The sequence below is a fragment of the Streptomyces sp. SP18CS02 genome (assembly GCF_036322365.1).
Classification (GTDB): Bacteria; Actinomycetota; Actinomycetes; order Streptomycetales; family Streptomycetaceae; genus Streptomyces.
In genome coordinates this window covers 279,111-294,745 of the sequence record NZ_JAQYXC010000294.1, presented here as the reverse complement: position 1 = coordinate 294,745, position 15,635 = coordinate 279,111, and the positions used below count along the sequence as shown (strand labels likewise).

Genomic DNA, 15,635 nt, shown 5'->3' with positions numbered 1-15,635 from the left:
CGAATCTTGACGGTCACCCGCCAAGACTTCGAAGACGCCATCGCGGCGTACTGGGGCGCCAAGGAACTTCAGAGAGAGCAGTCGGCGATCAAGGCCGCTGTGGGAGCGGGCACGGCAGGTGCCGTACGAGGCGGCAAGCACTTCGACGCCATCGCCGTGCTGCTCTCAAAGTTCTTCCTCGACGCTGGGTACCCGCCAGAGAGTATCCGCGTCACCAAGTCACAGGGCCTTGAACTGCCCGGCTACTACCGGCCGCAGAAACAGTGGGATCTCGTGGTCGTCCACAAGAACGTTCTCGTGGCGGCGTTCGAGCTGAAGGCACTGGGCGGGCCGTCGTACGGCAACAACTACAACAACAGGGTCGAGGAGGCGCTGGGTAGCGCCGTAGACCTGCGCCGGGCAGCCCTTGCCGAGCTGTACCCGAAGGAGAAGCCCTGGCTGGGCTACTTCTTCATCATGCAGGATGGTGAAGGATCCCGGAGGCCGGTCAAGACGGCCAAGGGCGCCCTTCCCGCAGATGAGATCTGGCACAACACGTCGTATCAGGACCGGTTCGGGATCTTCTGCGAGAGGCTCATGGGCGAACAGCTCTACGACGCCGCGTGCTACGTCACGTCCTCGGCTGAGAACCCGAAGCCGATCGAACTGGTCGAGAGCCTCGACTGGCGTCACTTCTCCGCAGCAATAAACGCCCGCCTCACGTACCTGAAGGACCTCGACATCCCCGGGTAAGTGCGGTGCCCGAGGACGTTGGCGACGCGGTCCGGCCTGGGCATCGCCAGCCTGGCCGCGCTGTGTACCGAGCACCCTGGCCTGTTCTGACACACCTTGTGGCAGGCACCTCAGAGAAACGAGAGCGTTCGGGTCTGCCGGCAGCCTGGATGTACCCGTCGGCTACCAGCAGCGCCGCTCTGCCCTCAGGTCGACGCAGGCGGGTGAACGAGCGGTACAGACCAGGGTTCAGCGGGTGAGTCCCGCATGTGCTGACCGGCCCGCGCCTGCAACCTCGTCGATACGGTCTCCGAAACGGCTAGTAGGCAAGGTGCCGTGCGTGCGCAGTGCGTGAGGCGGACGGGCCAGCCCAGGCATCAACTTCAGGACGCGGCACCGTGCCGCACAATGCCGATGAGGGAGAACAGCACCCCGCGGCACTATTTGGACCGCCCAGCACGGATCCGATTTCCCTGCCCTGCCCATACACCTCCCGCCAAGCCCCCGCCGTTTACGCACCCAACGGCCCCAAAGATGCTGGCCGTTTCGTCAACTGGATCACCGCCAAAGCTTCGATTGTGTCAGCGGGGCTTGCGACACTGGCGGCATGACTAATCGTTCGTCTTCCGGCGGTGCGGGGGCCGCGCGTGGAGTAGGGGTAGAGCCCTGGCTGTTCGCGTGGCTGGCAGCGCATGCCTTGGCACGGGAACCCCTGCCGAAGGAAGACTGGGTCCCGAAGGCCCGCGTCTCAGCCGTCGGCCTGCAGACGGCTGAGCAGATGGACGATGTCGGCGTGCTGACCGACGCGGGCGGCCGTGTCTTCATCCAGTCGAAGAACGGCCTGGAGCTACGCGCAGCGGCGAACACGGACCTCGGGGCCGCCGTGGACCAGGCTGTCGCACAGTACCTGGCCGGGACGGGTGACCGAGGAATCGAGGAAGCGCGAGACAGGCTGGTGATCGTGACAGACGGGAGTGCGTCGCGTCTGGTCCGCTCCGCACTCACCAGCGTCGTAGACCGGCTCGCAACGCTGCCGACGTCTCTGGCGGCTGCGGGGACCTGGCGCAAGGTGGACGAGGAAAAGGCGCTGAAGGTGCTGCTTTCTCACGTCGAGCGTGCGTGGGCCGCGCAAACAGGACGCAAGCCATCGGAGGACGATCTTCGCTTCGTCGATGGTCAGGTGCGATGTGCCCTCCAGGACCTTGGCCAGGCGCCGCAGCAGCGGGAGGGTCGGAACGGTGTCGTCGCCCTCCATCCGGGAGACCTGGGGCTGAGTCATTCCAGCCCGCTCTGCCGGCTCCGCCTGGGAAAGTCCGAGTTCGATCCGACGGCGGTGGACCGCCTGCCCGAGATCGCCGGCCAGCCGCGCATCGACGTATTCCTGGTCGTGCTCCACCGTCCCACCCGCAAGCTGTCGGGCCCGGCGCGTCCTCCACGCGCTGTGATTCATCAGCTTTCCTTGCGCTCGCCGCTCGTACGTGTCTGGGCATGGCCATGCTCGGCCTCGCAGACGTTCTGAGCCTGGTGTGCCCGCTCGACTTCCGCAGCTTCACGCATCCTCGTCCTGCGGAAGTCCGTCAGCAGCGCGATCCGCTGTCCTGGCGCGAGCCAGTACGGGATACGCACGGCATCGCCGTCCCATTCGAAGCGGAGTTCCCGAGCGCGGGTTGGCCGACCGCCTCGAAGAGGAGCACGGCGCCGTGCGGGACGACGAACAGCACGCGGCGGTGGACCGTATCAGCGCCGTTGACGGCCGGCACGACGAGCAGCGATCGAGCCGGACGAGGCCGCGTGAGCCGCACCGCTGAGCGACAGCACCGAACAGCACCAAACCGAGCCCCCCTCCCGACAGGCGGACGGGGGGAGGCCCCCCGGGCGCCGTACCTCAGGTGCGGTTCGCGGGCCGGGGGGCCGGGGTCTCAGCGGTCGGCCAGGGTGCGGTCGAGGAGGGGGATCAGGCGGTCCCAGTGGCGCTGCAGGCCCGAGGGGTCGAAGGCGTCGGTGTCGGCCATGGTGAAGCCGTGGACGGTACCGGGGTAGATCTCGGCGGTGTGGCCGACACCCGCGGCGTCCAGGGCCCGGCTGAGCTCGCTGCTGCTCTCGGGCGTCATGTCGCCTTCGGCGAGGCCGAGGTGCACCTGTGCGGTGATCCTGGGGAAGACGCGGTGCGGGCTGTCGGGAGCGTCGGTGACCAGCGTACTGGGGTGGAATCCGGCGACGGCGGCCACCTTGTCGGGGTGGGCCGCCGCGGTGCGCATCGCCAGGGCCCCGCCCATGCAGTAGCCGGTCACGGCGACCGGTCCGGCGCCGACCTCGGGCTGGGCGGTGAGGAACCCGAGGTAGGCGTCGGCGTCGCGCAGGGCACGTTCGGTGGTGTGCGCCGTGAACAGGGGCATCAGCCGGTCGAAGACCGCGGGCCGGATCTCTTCTCCGATGTGCTCGGGGAGTTCGATCACCGGCTCCGGGCCGTGCCGGTAGTAGAGGTTGGGGACGAGCACGTAGTACCCGTGCCGGGCCAGTTCGCGGGCCATCTCCCGCAGCACGGGCCGCGTACCGAAGGCGTCCATGTACATCAGCACCCCGGGGTGCCGCCCGCCACCGTCGGGGAAGGCGGCGAACGCGTCGGCCTGGCCGTCCGGGGTGGGTATCCGCAGTGTCTTGGTGGGCATGGCGGGAACCGTAACAGCGGGGATCGACGCGCCACCGTGATCGATCAGGGCGCCGGCTCGCGGACAACCCGCGCGGAGGAGGTCTGAGCAGCCGCGGGACGGGCACCTGATCGGAATGGGCACTGACAACCTGGCCGGCACCCCGGCCGACACCCCGGCCGGCTCCCTGGCCGATGTCCTGGCCGGCGCGGCCGCCGTGCTGTTCGACTTCGACGGGCCTCTCTGCGACGTCTTCGCCGCGCACCCCGCACCGCGGGTCGCCCGGGCGCTCGCACGGGTCTCGGCGGAGAGGCGTCCGGCGCTCGGTACCGAGCTGACCGGGGTGGACGACCCCCTCGAAGTCCTGCGCCTCGTCCACGCCGCCGACCCGGAACTCGGGCTGGAGGCGGAGCGGGCCCTCACCGCCGCCGAGGTCGAGGCGGTAGGGGCGGCGGGCGGGCCGACGCCGGGCGCGGTCGCGGCGCTGGAGGCGGTACGGGCGGCGGGGCTGAAGATCGCGGTGGTGAGCGACCACTCCGCCGACTGCGTCCACGCGTTCCTCGACCGGTACGACCTGTCCCCGCATGTGCTGGAGGTGGTGGGACGGGTGGCCCGCCAGCCCGACCTGATGCGGCCCAATCCGTACGCGCTCATCACGGCCGCGGGGCTCCTCGGCGTCGACGTCACCCTGTGCGCGCTGGTCGGCGCCTCCGTGGCGGACGTCGAGGCCGCCCACGCGGTCGGCAGCGCCGCCATCGGTTTCGCCGACGAGCCGCGCAAGCTCGAAGCCCTGACCTCAGCGGGGGCGGAATCGGTCACGGCCTCCATGGCCGCCCTCGCGGACGCGGTCCGGCCCCGGCACCCCGGCTGACCCGGCCCCGCGGGCACGTCCCCGGGCCCGTGTCTCAGAGGAGCCCGTGTCTCAGAGGAGCGCGGAGGGCCTCGGGTCGCCGCCCGCGGCCGCCCCGAGGTGGCGCAGGTACTCGGGCAGGGGCTCGGCGCCCGGCTCGGGCGCGGCCTTCCCCCTCTTCCTCGCGTCCTCCTCGATCGCTCCGGCCGCCCTCTCCAGATCGGCCGACAGTCTGCGCATCGCCGCCGGGGAGGCCAGGACCGACGGGTCCGTGGCACCGATGACGAGGTTCTGGCGCAGCGACTGGCCGGCGTAGCCCAGCAGGAGCACGGCTCCGGCCACCCCCAGCAGGGTCAGCCCCCGGTCCTCGAAGCCGCCCAGGTCCAGACTCCGGGCCCCGCCGACGATCACGGCCAGCTGGCCTCCCGTGGCCGACAGGGTCACGAGTGCGCCCAGCCCCAGGCCCAGTGGGGTGACGAACCCGTTCCTGCGGGTGAACTGGACGAGGAGGGGCGCGGCCCCCGTCAGGCCCAGCGAGATGGCGCCCGCGACGGTCACCAGTGAGAGGACCGCGCCGCCGCTGTCGCCCAGGGCGTTCAGCACGCCGGTGGCACCGAAGACGCCGGAGAAGCCCGCCGCGACCACGGTGACGTTGCTGGCCCACGAGTCCTTGAAGGACCAGCCGTCCTTGATGTACCGCAGTTCGGTCCGCCAGTCGAGCTGGGATCCGCCCTCCCACCGGGCGAACGCGTAGACGACCGGGAGGAGTGCGGCGAAGGGCGCCCAGAAGAAGGCCCACAGCAGGTCCCACTGCGGCTGGACGCCGGACTGCGGCGGGGGCTGGGCGGCGACGGACGCGGTCACGACGGTCACGTCGAACGCCGCCGATCCCGCCTTGACCTTCACCATGAAGGTGTCCTGTGCGTCGGCCGCGCGGCAGCCCCGCATCCCGATCTGGAAGCTCTGCTGCCGCAGGCCCTTCAGAATGTTCGGCGGCCCTCCCACCGTCCCGCACCCGGCGGCCGAGGCCGGGGGTTCGATGGTCACGTTGATGGGCTCGTCGGTCAGGTTGAGGAGCACGACCGAGAACGTCGTCGTGCCGTTCTCGCTGCGCGCGGCCACCACGTCGTTCGACACGAGGATGACCTCCGCCGGCAGTGCCACGGCGGTGCCGGGGCCGCGCAGGAACGCGAGGAAGAGGATGGCCGTCACGACCAGCGCCTTGTGCAGCACTCCGCCTCCGTGGTGGCTCGGGAGCTGTGGTCCCTGCCCGTGACGGCATGGGTCGGACGCCGGTTCCACGGACTGACGTGTCCAGTGTGGTGGGAGCGGAATGCCGCACGGATCAACCGCGTGTCACCGGCGTGTTCCCCGCCCTCCTCCGCTCCCCCGCTCTGGGCTCCTTCTCTCTCCGCCGCCGGTCCCGCCGGGCCCCGTCCTCTCCCTCCCCGGTCCCTCCGCTCTCCCTCCCCGGTCCCTCCGCTCACCCTCCCCGGTCCCTCCGCTCTCCCTCCCCGGTCCCTCCGCTCACCCTCCCCGGTCCTTCCGCTCACCCCTCCCCCGGTTCGCAGGACAGCCGCAGCTGGGCCGCCGCGTGGTGGGCGCCCGACAGGGAGGAGTCGCCCCAGTCGCGGCCCCGGTCGACGAGCCGGACCGTGAAGACGGCGGAGCGGACCGGATAGGTGCCGACCTCGACCAGGGTGCCGCGATGGGCGGGCTGGCGGACGCCGAAGGTGGCGTACGCCGAGGCGGGGTCCTTCGGGTCGGACAGGATCCGGTAGACCGTCGGGTTGCCCGCGACATCGATGTCGCGCGGGCCCTTCGGCACGAAAACCGCCAGCGCGCAGCGGTCGTAGTCCTCGCCGACCGACCAGGACCAGGTGGCGCTGTTCCGGCCGTCCCGGTCCGGGCTGCCGGACATCGGGACGGCCGTGTAGCTTCCGTCGCAGGACGTGTCCCGGAACCCTCCGGACCTGACGGTGTACCAGCCGGCGAAGCCGTTCCTGAAGCGGTTCTGCTCGCTGTAGCGGCCGCTCGTGCAGCCGGGGCCGGCCCACACCGTGAACGAGGGCGCCCCGGGGGCGGCCGTGGGGGCGATGCGGGACGGGAGCCCCCGTGGCGGCCCGTCGTCCTCGTCCTGCGCGGCCGGCGTCCCGCCGGAACCGCCGACCAGGGACAGGGCCGCCGTCAGGCAGCCCAGGGCCGCCACGACTCCGGCCACCAGCACGGTCCTTCGCGTACGAGGAAGTCGCTCGCTTGCCATAGCGGACCACTATGCAGGGATACTCCCGGTAGCAGGGAGGGTCAGCGCAGTTCCTCGGGACAGGTGGTACCGCGCGGGAAGATCTTGTACGGCGCGGCGAGCCGGTACACGCCCGCCTTCGGCGCGAGGAGCTCCGTCCACTCGTCGCCCTCCGCGTCCGCCTCGGCCTTCAGCAGGCAGCCCTGTGCGTTCGTGAAGTCCTTCGGGCCCTCGTCCCGCTCCTTGGACGCCTCCGTCTCCTGGGGCGGCTCCACCTTCTTGCCCTCGTCGTCCAGGAGCGCCAGCCAGGGGGAGTACGGCACGCGGATCAGGACCCGGCCCGCCGTCCGTACCCGGATCCGCACCTCGCCCGCGCCCGCGCGGTCCACCGTCGCCGGCGGATCGGCCAGGGGCGTCGGGTCGACCACCGACATGAGCCGCCAGTTGGCGTCGGACCAGACGGGCTTGAGGTAGGGCTGGCCGTCGCGGACGAGCTCCGCCTCCTGCTCGGCGCCGGTGTCCGGTTCGCCCTGGGGCAGCACCACGTAGTGGACGGCCCAGCGGTTGAGCCAGTCGCGGTAGTTGGCGGCGTTGAGGGTGTCGTCGTAGAAGAGGGGGTTGCGCTCCATGTCCGCCTGGCGGTTCCAGCCGCGGGCCAGGTTGATGTAGGGCGCGAGCGCCGAGGCCTCCCGGTGGCTGCGTGCCGGGACGACCTCGACCCGGGCCTTCTCGGCGCCGAGCTGCTGGAGCTGGTTGATCAGCGGCGCGGCCTCCCGCGCCCAGGAGGCGTCCGGCGCGGTACGGATGATGTCGTCGGCGCTCTTGAAGCCGATCCAGCCGTTCAGCGACACGAACGCGATGAGGACGGCGTACCACTTGAGCGAGCGCGGCACGGTGTACGGCAGCGCCGCGAGCAGCACCACTCCGGCGAACAGCATCGGCAGCCGTGACACGTTCGACCCGATCTGCGAGTCGATCAGCCAGGTCAGCAGCGTTCCGAGGGAGTACACGGCCGCGCCGGTGCGGACCGTGCGCCAGTCCCGCGGTACGAGGACGAGGACGGCGACGCCGAAGAGGAACGGCAGCGTCGTCGAGGCCAGCGACATCGGCTGTGTACCCGAGAAGGGGAACAGCCAGGACGACAGGGCCACGACGAGGACCGGCGCGAGGCCGAGGGCGTAGGCGCCTGGCCGGCGCCGGTTGAGGAAGAGGGCGGCCGCCGCGACGCCGAGGAACAGTCCGGCCACGGGACTGGCGGCGGTGGCGAGTCCGGCGAGCGGCGCGGCGACCGCCGCCTTGGCCCTGCGGTGGGCACGCCAGCGGCGCGGCCAGCAGAACACGGCCGCCACCGCGCCCAGGGCGAACATCATGCCGAGGCCGAAGGTGACCCGGCCGGACAGCGCGTTGCACAGGAACGCGAACACGCCGGCGAGCGAGCAGGCCAGCGGATTGCGGACGGCCCGGACCCGGACGAGGATCAGCGCGGTCAGCGCGGCCGACACCGTACCGGCGATCATCATCGTCGTCCGCACGCCGAGCAGCGACATCAGATACGGCGAGACGACGCTGTACGACACCGGGTGCATGCCGCCGTACCAGGCGAGGTTGTACGCGGAGTCTGGGTGACGGCCGACGAACTCCGCCCAGGCGTCCTGTGCGGCGAGGTCGCCGCCGCTGTTGGCGAAGAACAGGAACCAGACGATGTGCGTGAGCGCGGCGACCAGGGTCGCCAGGGTGACCGGATGCCGGAGCGGGACCGCCCGGCGGAGGAGGACGAGTCCGGGCGGCTGGGACAGCCCTATTCGCTTCCCCGTGCCGGGGTCGCATTCGGCGCGTGTCGGCTCAGCGGTGGTCACTGCGGCTCTCTGCTCTCTGCGTCGTCCCCCATGCTCCTTGCCGGCTGCGAAGACGCGTCCCGGCGTCCGGCAGTTGCCCGGACGCTAACACGAGGGCGCCCCGGGGTTCCGGGGCGCCCGTGGTGGCCGCGGTGTCTTTCCGGCCGTCAGCCGAGGCGGGTCAGCTTGTCGCCGAGGCCCGGCTCCGCCAGCTCCGTCCGGAGCGCGACGGGCACGCTCACCTTGCCCGTGCCGATGCCGACCGAGGCCTCACCGACCACCGTTCCCGCGGGCGCGGAGTGGGGGACGGACTTGCCACCTGCCGCGATGTGCAGATCGACCTTGAGGCCGGGCCAGCCGACCGCCTTGAGGTCCCGGGTGGCCACGACCGGCGTCAGACCGCCGAGGCCGTCGTCGACGTGTCCGACGACATCGCCCTTCTTGACGACCGTGGCGGAGGTGACGCCGTCCTGCGCCGACTTGATCAGGCCATAGCTGTACGTCTCGACGGCCAGCCTCAGCTTCTCCCGCACCATTGGGGCGTCCTGGGCGCCCATGACGATGCCGACGATCCGCCGTACCTCACCGTCGACCTTGGTGTTGGCGGCCCAGAGCAGATTGCCGCCGGCCGGGGTGGACGAGCCGGTCTTGATCCCGGTGACCCCGTCCCTCATGAGGATGGTGTTGCCGTTCTCCATGCGCTTCGCGATGCCGGGCAACGTCAGGTTCGGCCGGTCGACGATGTCGCGGAAGACGTCGTACTGCATGACCGCCTTGGCCAGCTTCAGCTGGTCGGTGGGCGTGGAGACGGTGGTCTTCTCGAAGCCGCTGGGGTCGGTGTAGGTGGAGTTCGTCATGCCCAGGTCCTTGGCGGCGTCGTTCATCTTCTTGAGGAACGCCTCCTCGGAGCCCGCGTCCCAGCGGGCGAGCTGGTGGGCGACATTGTTGGCCGACGGGATCATCAGCATCTGGAGCATCTGCTCCAGGGTGTACTTCTGCCCCTCCTTGACGGGCGCCACCGACCAGTCGGGATTGCTCGCCTGCTCGGCGGTCAGCTTCTCGATCGTGAGCTGCGGGGCCTTGGCACCCACCTTGATCGGGTGGTTCTTGAGGATCACGTAGGCGGTCATCGTCTTGGCGACGCTCGCGAGCGGGGCGGGCTTCTGCGCGCCGTACGTCCCGATCGACCCGACGCCCTCGACCTCGACGGCGCCCTGGCCCTCCTTGGGCCACGGCATCGACAGCGGCCCGCCCTGGAAGGTGTACGAGGGGGACGCCGAGAGCGTCAGCACCGGCGCGGGCAGCGGCCGCACGAACTGCACGGTCGCAAAGACGATCAACAGCAGGACGACGAGCGGGGTCCAGATCTTCACGCGCCGGACGGCCGTGCGGACCGGGGTCTGCGGCGGGGGAGGCGTGTTGGTCAGCTCGGCGAGCAGGTCGAGCGGCGGAAGCGGCGGCACGGGCTGCTGCTTGGTCCGCTCGGCCTCGGTGAGGGAGGGCGGCGGGGTGGGCGCGGCCGGGGCGGCGGCCACCGGCTCGGGCCCGGGCGCGGGCTTGGGCGTCGCCTTGGGGGCCGGCGCCGGCACCGACGGGCCGGGCTGGGGCCGCTTGACGGCAGGGCGTACGTCGTCCGCGCGCAGCGGTACGAACTTGCTGGTCCGCTCGGCGGGCGCCTCGGGGGCGGGAGTCCTGCCCGCGGGCGTCCCGGTGGACGACGAGCCGGTCGATGACGGGCCGGTCGACGGCTCGGCGGCCGACGGGCCGGTCGATGACGGGCCGGCCGACGACTCGGCGGCGGAACCCTTGGGCGCGACGAACTTGAGCGCCGTCGTCGGCTGGTCGACCGGGGTGCGCTGGATGGCCTTGAAGACGGCGGTGGGCTGGTCCACGGGCCGCTCGGAGGCGTCGGCCGGCTCCTCGGCGGGCTCGTCAGCGGTGTCCTGCCCGGCCGTGTCGTCCGCGTCGTCAGCCGCTGCGGGCGCGCCCGGCTCCTCGGCCTCACCGGCCTCGCGGGACATCCCGTCCTCGCCGGACCTGTCGCCGTCATCACGCTTGTCCGACGCGTCCGGCCCATCCGACGCGTCCGACGCGTCCGGCTCGGCAGCCTCGCCGGCCGCGTCATCCGAAGCGGCGGAAGCTGCGGAGACACCGGAGGCGTCCGCTTCGGTGGAATCGAGCACCTTGTCCGACACGTCATCAGACTTGCCGGAATTGCCCGACTTGTCGCCCTTATCGCCGGATACGTCCTTCGGCGTGTCGGCATCCGCCGTCACGGGGGACCCGGACGCCGTCCCGGACCTGGGCCTGGGAGCGGAGGCGGACCGGGGCTCGGAAGCGGACCCGGGCCCGGGCCCGGACTCCGGAGCGGAAGAAACGTCACGCCCGGACGCCTCGCCGGCCTCGCCCTCACCGTCGCCCTCGTTGGCCACCCAGGCCGCCACAGCGGCCCGCAGGCGGGCGTCGCCCTCCGGCGGGGCCGAATCGCCCTCGTCCCGCTCCGAGGCGCGCTGAACCGTCTTGAAGACGGCCGTGGGCTGGTCCACGCGCACGGCGCCGCCCCCGTCCGACGACCGCTCGTCACCGAACACGGCAAGCCGCGGATCGCGATCGCCCGAAGCCGTCTCCCCCGGCGTCTTCTGCTGCTCCGAGTTGTCGGGGGACTCGCCCGCCACCGTGCCTCCTTCAAACAAAGCGTTGTCCGAACCATCTACCAGTGTCCTGTGTGAGCACGTGGCTCCCGTGCTAGACGAGAACGACATACCTGCCGGTTCCCGTACGAAGCACCCAGGCGCTCTCGACAGATGAATGTGAGAGGGGTCACCCTGTCATTCATCCACGCGGGGAGGCATGGATGGGCAGGAGCCGCAGAACTATTCCGGAGGAGCTTCTGCTGCTCGCTCTGGACCCGACCACGGGTACCACAGCGCAGCCGCAGTCGCTCGACCTCGGCCTGGCCGGAGCACAGCTAGTGGAGCTGGCTCTGGCAGGACGGATAGCCCCAGACGGGGATCGTATCGCCGTGGTGATGCCACGGCCGACCGGAGATCCGACATTGGACTCCGCGCTGGAACTGCTGCGCAGACGCGGCAGCCCGGTGCGGGCCGTCCACTGGATCGGCGGGCCCCGCCTGGGGCTGCGCCAGACGTATCTCTCGCATCTGGAACGGTGCGGCATGGTGCATGCCGTCGAGGGCCAGATGTGCGGAGTGCTGCCGACGACTCGCTACCAGGCGACGGACACGGCCATCAGCCGGGAGATCAGGGCCCGGCTGGACAGTGCGATCCGCACCGGCGTACCGCCGGACCCGCGGACCGCGGCGCTCGCCGCCCTGGCCCACGCGGTCGGTCTCGGCAAGCACCTCTACCCCGGCAACGAGGGGCGTTCATCGCGCTCCCGGCTCCGGGACCTGATCAGGCACGACCCCATGGGCGGCCTCGTGGCGCACGCCGTGATGGACGTCCAGAACGGTGTGGGCGCACAGCCCCGCCGCAACCCGGCACCGGGCGGCGGCCGCCAGGCGCCCGCACCGATGCAGTCCGCGTCGCACAGCGGGGCCATGGCCCGCGTCGCCGCGCACTGAGGACAAAAGCACCGAGCACCGAGCACCGAGCACCACCGAACAGCACCACGGGCACACACCCGGCACCACACGCGCGGGGAGTACCGGTCGGCGACCAGCGCCCCCGGTACGGCCGCGCGTCCGCCGCACCGACGTCCCCCAGACCCGGTTCGGGAGCCGCGTGGACGCGCGGGGCAGGCCCCATGGGCCGCCCCGCGCGTTCGCACGTATGCACGCGTGTGGCCGTTTTCCAGCGCGGTCGGCGCTTTGGTGGCAGTCTGCTGAGCAGTAGATACGCAGAGCAACGAGCTACCGCTACGCAGCCGGAGGTGCAGTTTCCCGTGGCGTCCAACGTCAACCCCACCGTCAGGCGACGCAGATTGGGCCAGGAGCTGCGCCGGCTGCGCGAGCTCAAGGGCATGACGGCGGAGGAGGTGGCGGAGCGCCTGCTCGTCTCGCAGTCGAAGATCAGTCGGCTGGAGAACGGCCGCCGCTCCATCAGCCAACGCGATGTGCGCGATCTGTGCGGGGTGTACGAGGTCGAGGACCACCGCATCGTCGATTCGCTGATGCAGATGGCCAAGGACTCCCGTCAGCAGGGCTGGTGGCACGCGTTCGGCGACATCCCGTACAGCGTCTACATCGGACTGGAGACGGACGCCGCCTCGCTGCGGGTCTACGAACCGCAGGTGGTGCCCGGCCTCCTCCAGACGCGGCAGTACGCGGAGGCGCTGATCTCCGGCGCCCTGCCGGAGTCCTCGCCGGCCGACATCGAGAAGCGCGTGAGCGTCCGTGCCCGCCGCCAGGAGCGCATCAAGGACACCGAGCGGCCGCTGCGCCTGTGGGCCGTCATCGACGAATCGGCACTGCGCCGCGTCGTCGGGGACAAGCGGCTGATGGTCGAGCAGCTTGAGCACCTGATCGAGCAGTCGCAGCTGCCGCACGTCACGGTCCAGGTGCTGCCGTTCGACATGGGCGCCCATCCGGGCATCAGCGGGCACTACGCGGTGCTGGAGTTCCCCGACACCTCCGACTCGTCGGTCGTCTACATCGAGGGCGTCACGAGCGACCTCTATCTGGAGAAGGCCCACGACGTCCAGCGGTACAGCGTGATGTACGAGCATCTGCGCGCCCAGGCGCTGAACGTGGATCAGACCCGGCAGTTCGTCGCGGACATCGCCAAGGAGTACGCGCGCTGAGCCGACGGTGGATCCGCGGCCGTTTCCGCCCCTGCTTCGCGCCCCTATCCCAATGGCCGAATTTGCCCTGAGAGGCAGGCATTCGGCCGTGCCTTGAAAGGAAAGGCCGGGACGATACACCGGGGCCCGCTTACAGCGGAAGGGCCGCATGGAATATGCCATCCGGTCGAGTGAACGCCCGTCCCGCGCGCCGATGCCGACGAGTAGCGTCGATCACGCCAGCCTGCAGGACAGGTTGGTGCGACTCCCTACTGGCAGAACCGGAGCGAAAAACGATGGCAATTATTCAGGGTGGCACCGACACCTGGACCAAGTCCTCCTATTCCGGAGGCAACGGCGCGTGCGTCGAAGTCAAGTCGCCGGTCGTCCAGGCGATCTCGGTCCGCGACTCGAAGGTTCCCTCGGGGCCGTCGATCACGTTCGTGCCCGGGTCGTGGAGCGCGTTCGTGCGTGAAGTGAGCACGGGGTCCCTCTGAGCTTGCCCCCGCTTCACCGATGAGCCCTCTCGACTGGTCCGCCGTCCCGGCCGAGAGGGCTCGGCCCTTTCTCCACCCCGGCCTCTCTCGGCCTCCTCGGCCGCCTTCTCGACCTTCTCGGCCGCCTTCTCGGCAGCCTGCGGCCCTCTGAGCCGTCTCGGTCCTCTTCCTTCTTCGCATGTCCTCGACCGCACGGGACCCGCATCCCGTGCGGTCGCTTCCGTATGCCGGGAGCCTGACGAAGTGCCCTCCCCCAGCCTCCGGCGGGGGACTTCCACATCGTGTGGCCGCCGTCCGGCCACAACAACGCCCCGGAGGGTCAAGAACAGGTAAAAACGTTCGCCTTGCTGACCTGCGTTCACATCTATGACCAAGAAGGGCCTTGACCGGCTGCCCGAGCAGACGGTTCAATCCCCCAAGTCCCCGCTCCCGCACCGGGGAAAGCACTGCATGGGGGTACCTCTCACGCCTCGAACGGCGAGGGAGACACCGTACTGACGAAGAGTCCCGATGTTCACAAGGCGGACCCCTGGAGGGGGCACATGAACAGTCTCGACTGGGCCGTGCTCATCGGCTACTTCGGTGTCATGGTCGCGATCGGTATCTGGTCCCACAAACGTGTGGACAACGTCAGCGACTTCTTCACGGCCGGCGGCAGAATGCCGTGGTGGCTGTCGGGCATCTCGCACCACATGTCCGGCTACAGCGCCGTGATGTTCACGGGGTACGCGGGCATCGCCTACACGTACGGCGTCACGTCGTACGTCACCTGGTCCTTCCCCATCGCCATCGGTATCGCCATCGGCGCGCACCTCTTCGCTCCCCGGCTCAACCGGCTGCGCTCGCGGCTCCATGTCGCCTCGCCGCTCGAATACCTGAAGAACCGCTACAACCTGCCGACCCAGCAGGCGCTCGCCTGGTCCGGCGTCCTGTTGAAGATCGTGGACGTCGGTGCCAAGTGGGCGGCGATCGCGACCCTGTTGTCCGTCTTCACCGGCATCTCGCTCAACCAGGGCATCCTCATCACCGGTGTCATCACCGGGATCTACTGCACGGTCGGCGGGCTGTGGGCCGACGCCCTCACCGAGCTGGGCCAGTTCATCATCCAGCTGTTCGCGGGCATCGCGATGCTCGTCGCCGTCATGTCGAAGCTCGGCGGGTTCAGCGCGCTGTGGACGGTGTGGGACCGCCCGGAGCTCCAGGGGCACACGGCGCCGACGGCGGGACCGTACACGGTGACCTTCCTGCTCGCCTTCCTCTTCATCAAGACGTTCGAGTACAGCGGCGGCATGTGGAACCAGGCCCAGCGCTACATGGCCACGCCCGACGCGCGCGCGGCCACCCGCTCCGGGCGGCTGTCCGCGGTCCTGTGGTTCGTGTGGCCGCTGGTCCTCTTCTTCCCGATGTGGGTCGCGCCGCTGCTGGTGAAGCCCGAGAAGCCGGACGCCTCGGACTCGTACGCCCTGATGACCGAGCAGCTGCTGCCGCACGGCCTGCTGGGCCTGGTCATCGTCGGCTTCTTCTCGCACACCATGGCCATGTGCTCCTCCGACGCCAACGCGATCGCGGCCGTCTTCACCCGGGACATCGCGCCCGCCCTCAGCAAGGCGGCGCGCGGCTGGACCCACCGGGCCGGGCTGCTGGCCGCGCGCTGGTCGACCGTCGCGTTCCTCGGCCTGTCCATGGCGGTCGCGACCCAGGTCAACTCACCGGCGTTCAAGGACATCATCACGGTCGTCATCAAGTGGGTGGCCGGCCTGATGGGACCGATCGCCATCCCGTTCATGCTCGGTCTGCTGAGCACGTTCCGCAGGTCCGGACCGACGGCGGCGCTGACGTCCTGGGCGGCCGGTCTGTTCACCTTCTGGCTGACCAACTACGGGCTGGACGGCGTCGAGCTGCAGATCCAGATCGTCTCGCCGCTGGCGGTCTCGCTGGTGCTGTACATCGTGATCGGCTTCGTCAAGCCGGAGGACACCCCGGAGCGGGACGAGGTGCTGGCCCGTATCAACGCGGACGACGGCGGGAGCGGCACCGGTGGCGGCGCGGCGGTTCCCGGGCCGGCCGGGCCCGGCGAAACCAAGGGGGACACGTCGCCCGTGCGGGGCTGAG

11 protein-coding genes and 1 pseudogene are annotated in these 15,635 nt (G+C 70.5%); 6 read left to right on the top strand and 6 right to left on the bottom strand.

What is annotated here, in order from left to right; all coding sequences use genetic code 11:
- Nucleotides 1-6 precede the first annotated feature (6 nt).
- On the top strand, nt 7-732 hold the full coding sequence (locus tag PUR26_RS25665; protein WP_030219063.1) for a PaeR7I family type II restriction endonuclease: 726 nt from the start codon (nt 7-9) through the stop codon (nt 730-732).
- Nucleotides 733-1,876: 1,144 nt separating this feature from the next.
- On the opposite strand, the pseudogene PUR26_RS25660 reads toward PUR26_RS25665, so the two are convergent.
- Nucleotides 1,877-2,161 (bottom strand): annotated as a pseudogene (locus tag PUR26_RS25660) (helix-turn-helix domain-containing protein); the annotation flags it as partial.
- Nucleotides 2,162-2,630: 469 nt separating this feature from the next.
- Nucleotides 2,631-3,380 carry a dienelactone hydrolase family protein gene (locus PUR26_RS25655; protein ID WP_329875484.1) on the bottom strand — a complete coding sequence of 250 codons (750 nt, stop codon included), beginning with the start codon at nt 3,378-3,380 and terminating at the stop codon, nt 2,631-2,633.
- 115 nt (nt 3,381-3,495) lie between these two features.
- Between PUR26_RS25655 and PUR26_RS25650 the strand changes: the two genes are divergently transcribed.
- Nucleotides 3,496-4,230 (top strand): HAD family hydrolase, encoded by a 735-nt coding sequence (locus PUR26_RS25650; protein ID WP_329875482.1) that lies wholly within the window; start codon nt 3,496-3,498, stop codon nt 4,228-4,230.
- A 51-nt stretch (nt 4,231-4,281) separates the two neighbouring features.
- Here the strand turns inward: PUR26_RS25650 and PUR26_RS25645 are convergent, their stop codons facing one another.
- The 4 genes from PUR26_RS25645 to PUR26_RS25630 form a co-directional block, all read right to left on the bottom strand.
- The gene (locus PUR26_RS25645) at nt 4,282-5,442 is read right to left on the bottom strand and encodes a hypothetical protein (protein ID WP_329875480.1); all 1,161 of its coding nucleotides are present in this window, start codon (nt 5,440-5,442) and stop codon (nt 4,282-4,284) included.
- Between the two features lie 316 nt (nt 5,443-5,758).
- Nucleotides 5,759-6,472, bottom strand: a complete 714-nt coding sequence (locus PUR26_RS25640; RefSeq protein ID WP_329875478.1) for an adhesin — start codon at nt 6,470-6,472, stop codon at nt 5,759-5,761.
- A gap of 41 nt (nt 6,473-6,513) precedes the next feature.
- The gene (locus PUR26_RS25635) at nt 6,514-8,247 is read right to left on the bottom strand and encodes an MFS transporter (protein ID WP_443077178.1); all 1,734 of its coding nucleotides are present in this window, start codon (nt 8,245-8,247) and stop codon (nt 6,514-6,516) included.
- A gap of 206 nt (nt 8,248-8,453) precedes the next feature.
- Complete coding sequence (locus PUR26_RS25630; protein WP_329875476.1) at nt 8,454-10,961, bottom strand: D-alanyl-D-alanine carboxypeptidase; 2,508 nt, start codon at nt 10,959-10,961, stop codon at nt 8,454-8,456.
- 179 nt (nt 10,962-11,140) lie between these two features.
- Between PUR26_RS25630 and PUR26_RS25625 the strand changes: the two genes are divergently transcribed.
- The 4 genes from PUR26_RS25625 to PUR26_RS25610 all read left to right on the top strand — a co-directional run bounded on the left by PUR26_RS25625 (nt 11,141) and on the right by PUR26_RS25610 (nt 15,634).
- Nucleotides 11,141-11,869, top strand: a complete 729-nt coding sequence (locus tag PUR26_RS25625) for a GOLPH3/VPS74 family protein (RefSeq protein WP_329875474.1) — start codon at nt 11,141-11,143, stop codon at nt 11,867-11,869.
- Between the two features lie 320 nt (nt 11,870-12,189).
- The gene (locus PUR26_RS25620; protein ID WP_329875870.1) at nt 12,190-13,047 is read left to right on the top strand and encodes a helix-turn-helix domain-containing protein; all 858 of its coding nucleotides are present in this window, start codon (nt 12,190-12,192) and stop codon (nt 13,045-13,047) included.
- 275 nt (nt 13,048-13,322) lie between these two features.
- Nucleotides 13,323-13,523, top strand: coding sequence for a DUF397 domain-containing protein (locus PUR26_RS25615; protein WP_329875472.1), 201 nt, complete (start codon nt 13,323-13,325; stop codon nt 13,521-13,523).
- A 542-nt stretch (nt 13,524-14,065) separates the two neighbouring features.
- On the top strand, nt 14,066-15,634 hold the full coding sequence (locus tag PUR26_RS25610; protein WP_329875470.1) for a sodium:solute symporter family protein: 1,569 nt from the start codon (nt 14,066-14,068) through the stop codon (nt 15,632-15,634).
- Nucleotide 15,635: the final 1 nt, after the last annotated feature.

What these genes read in the sequence shown, in the direction of transcription:
- PUR26_RS25655 (WP_329875484.1), bottom strand. Translation starts at nt 3,380, where the DNA reads ATGCCCACCAAGACACTGCGGATACCCACCCCGGACGGCCAGGCCGAC.
- PUR26_RS25650 (WP_329875482.1), top strand. Translation starts at nt 3,496, where the DNA reads ATGGGCACTGACAACCTGGCCGGCACCCCGGCCGACACCCCGGCCGGC.
- PUR26_RS25640 (WP_329875478.1), bottom strand. Translation starts at nt 6,472, where the DNA reads ATGGCAAGCGAGCGACTTCCTCGTACGCGAAGGACCGTGCTGGTGGCC.
- PUR26_RS25625 (WP_329875474.1), top strand. Translation starts at nt 11,141, where the DNA reads ATGGGCAGGAGCCGCAGAACTATTCCGGAGGAGCTTCTGCTGCTCGCT.
- PUR26_RS25615 (WP_329875472.1), top strand. Translation starts at nt 13,323, where the DNA reads ATGGCAATTATTCAGGGTGGCACCGACACCTGGACCAAGTCCTCCTAT.
- PUR26_RS25610 (WP_329875470.1), top strand. Translation starts at nt 14,066, where the DNA reads ATGAACAGTCTCGACTGGGCCGTGCTCATCGGCTACTTCGGTGTCATG.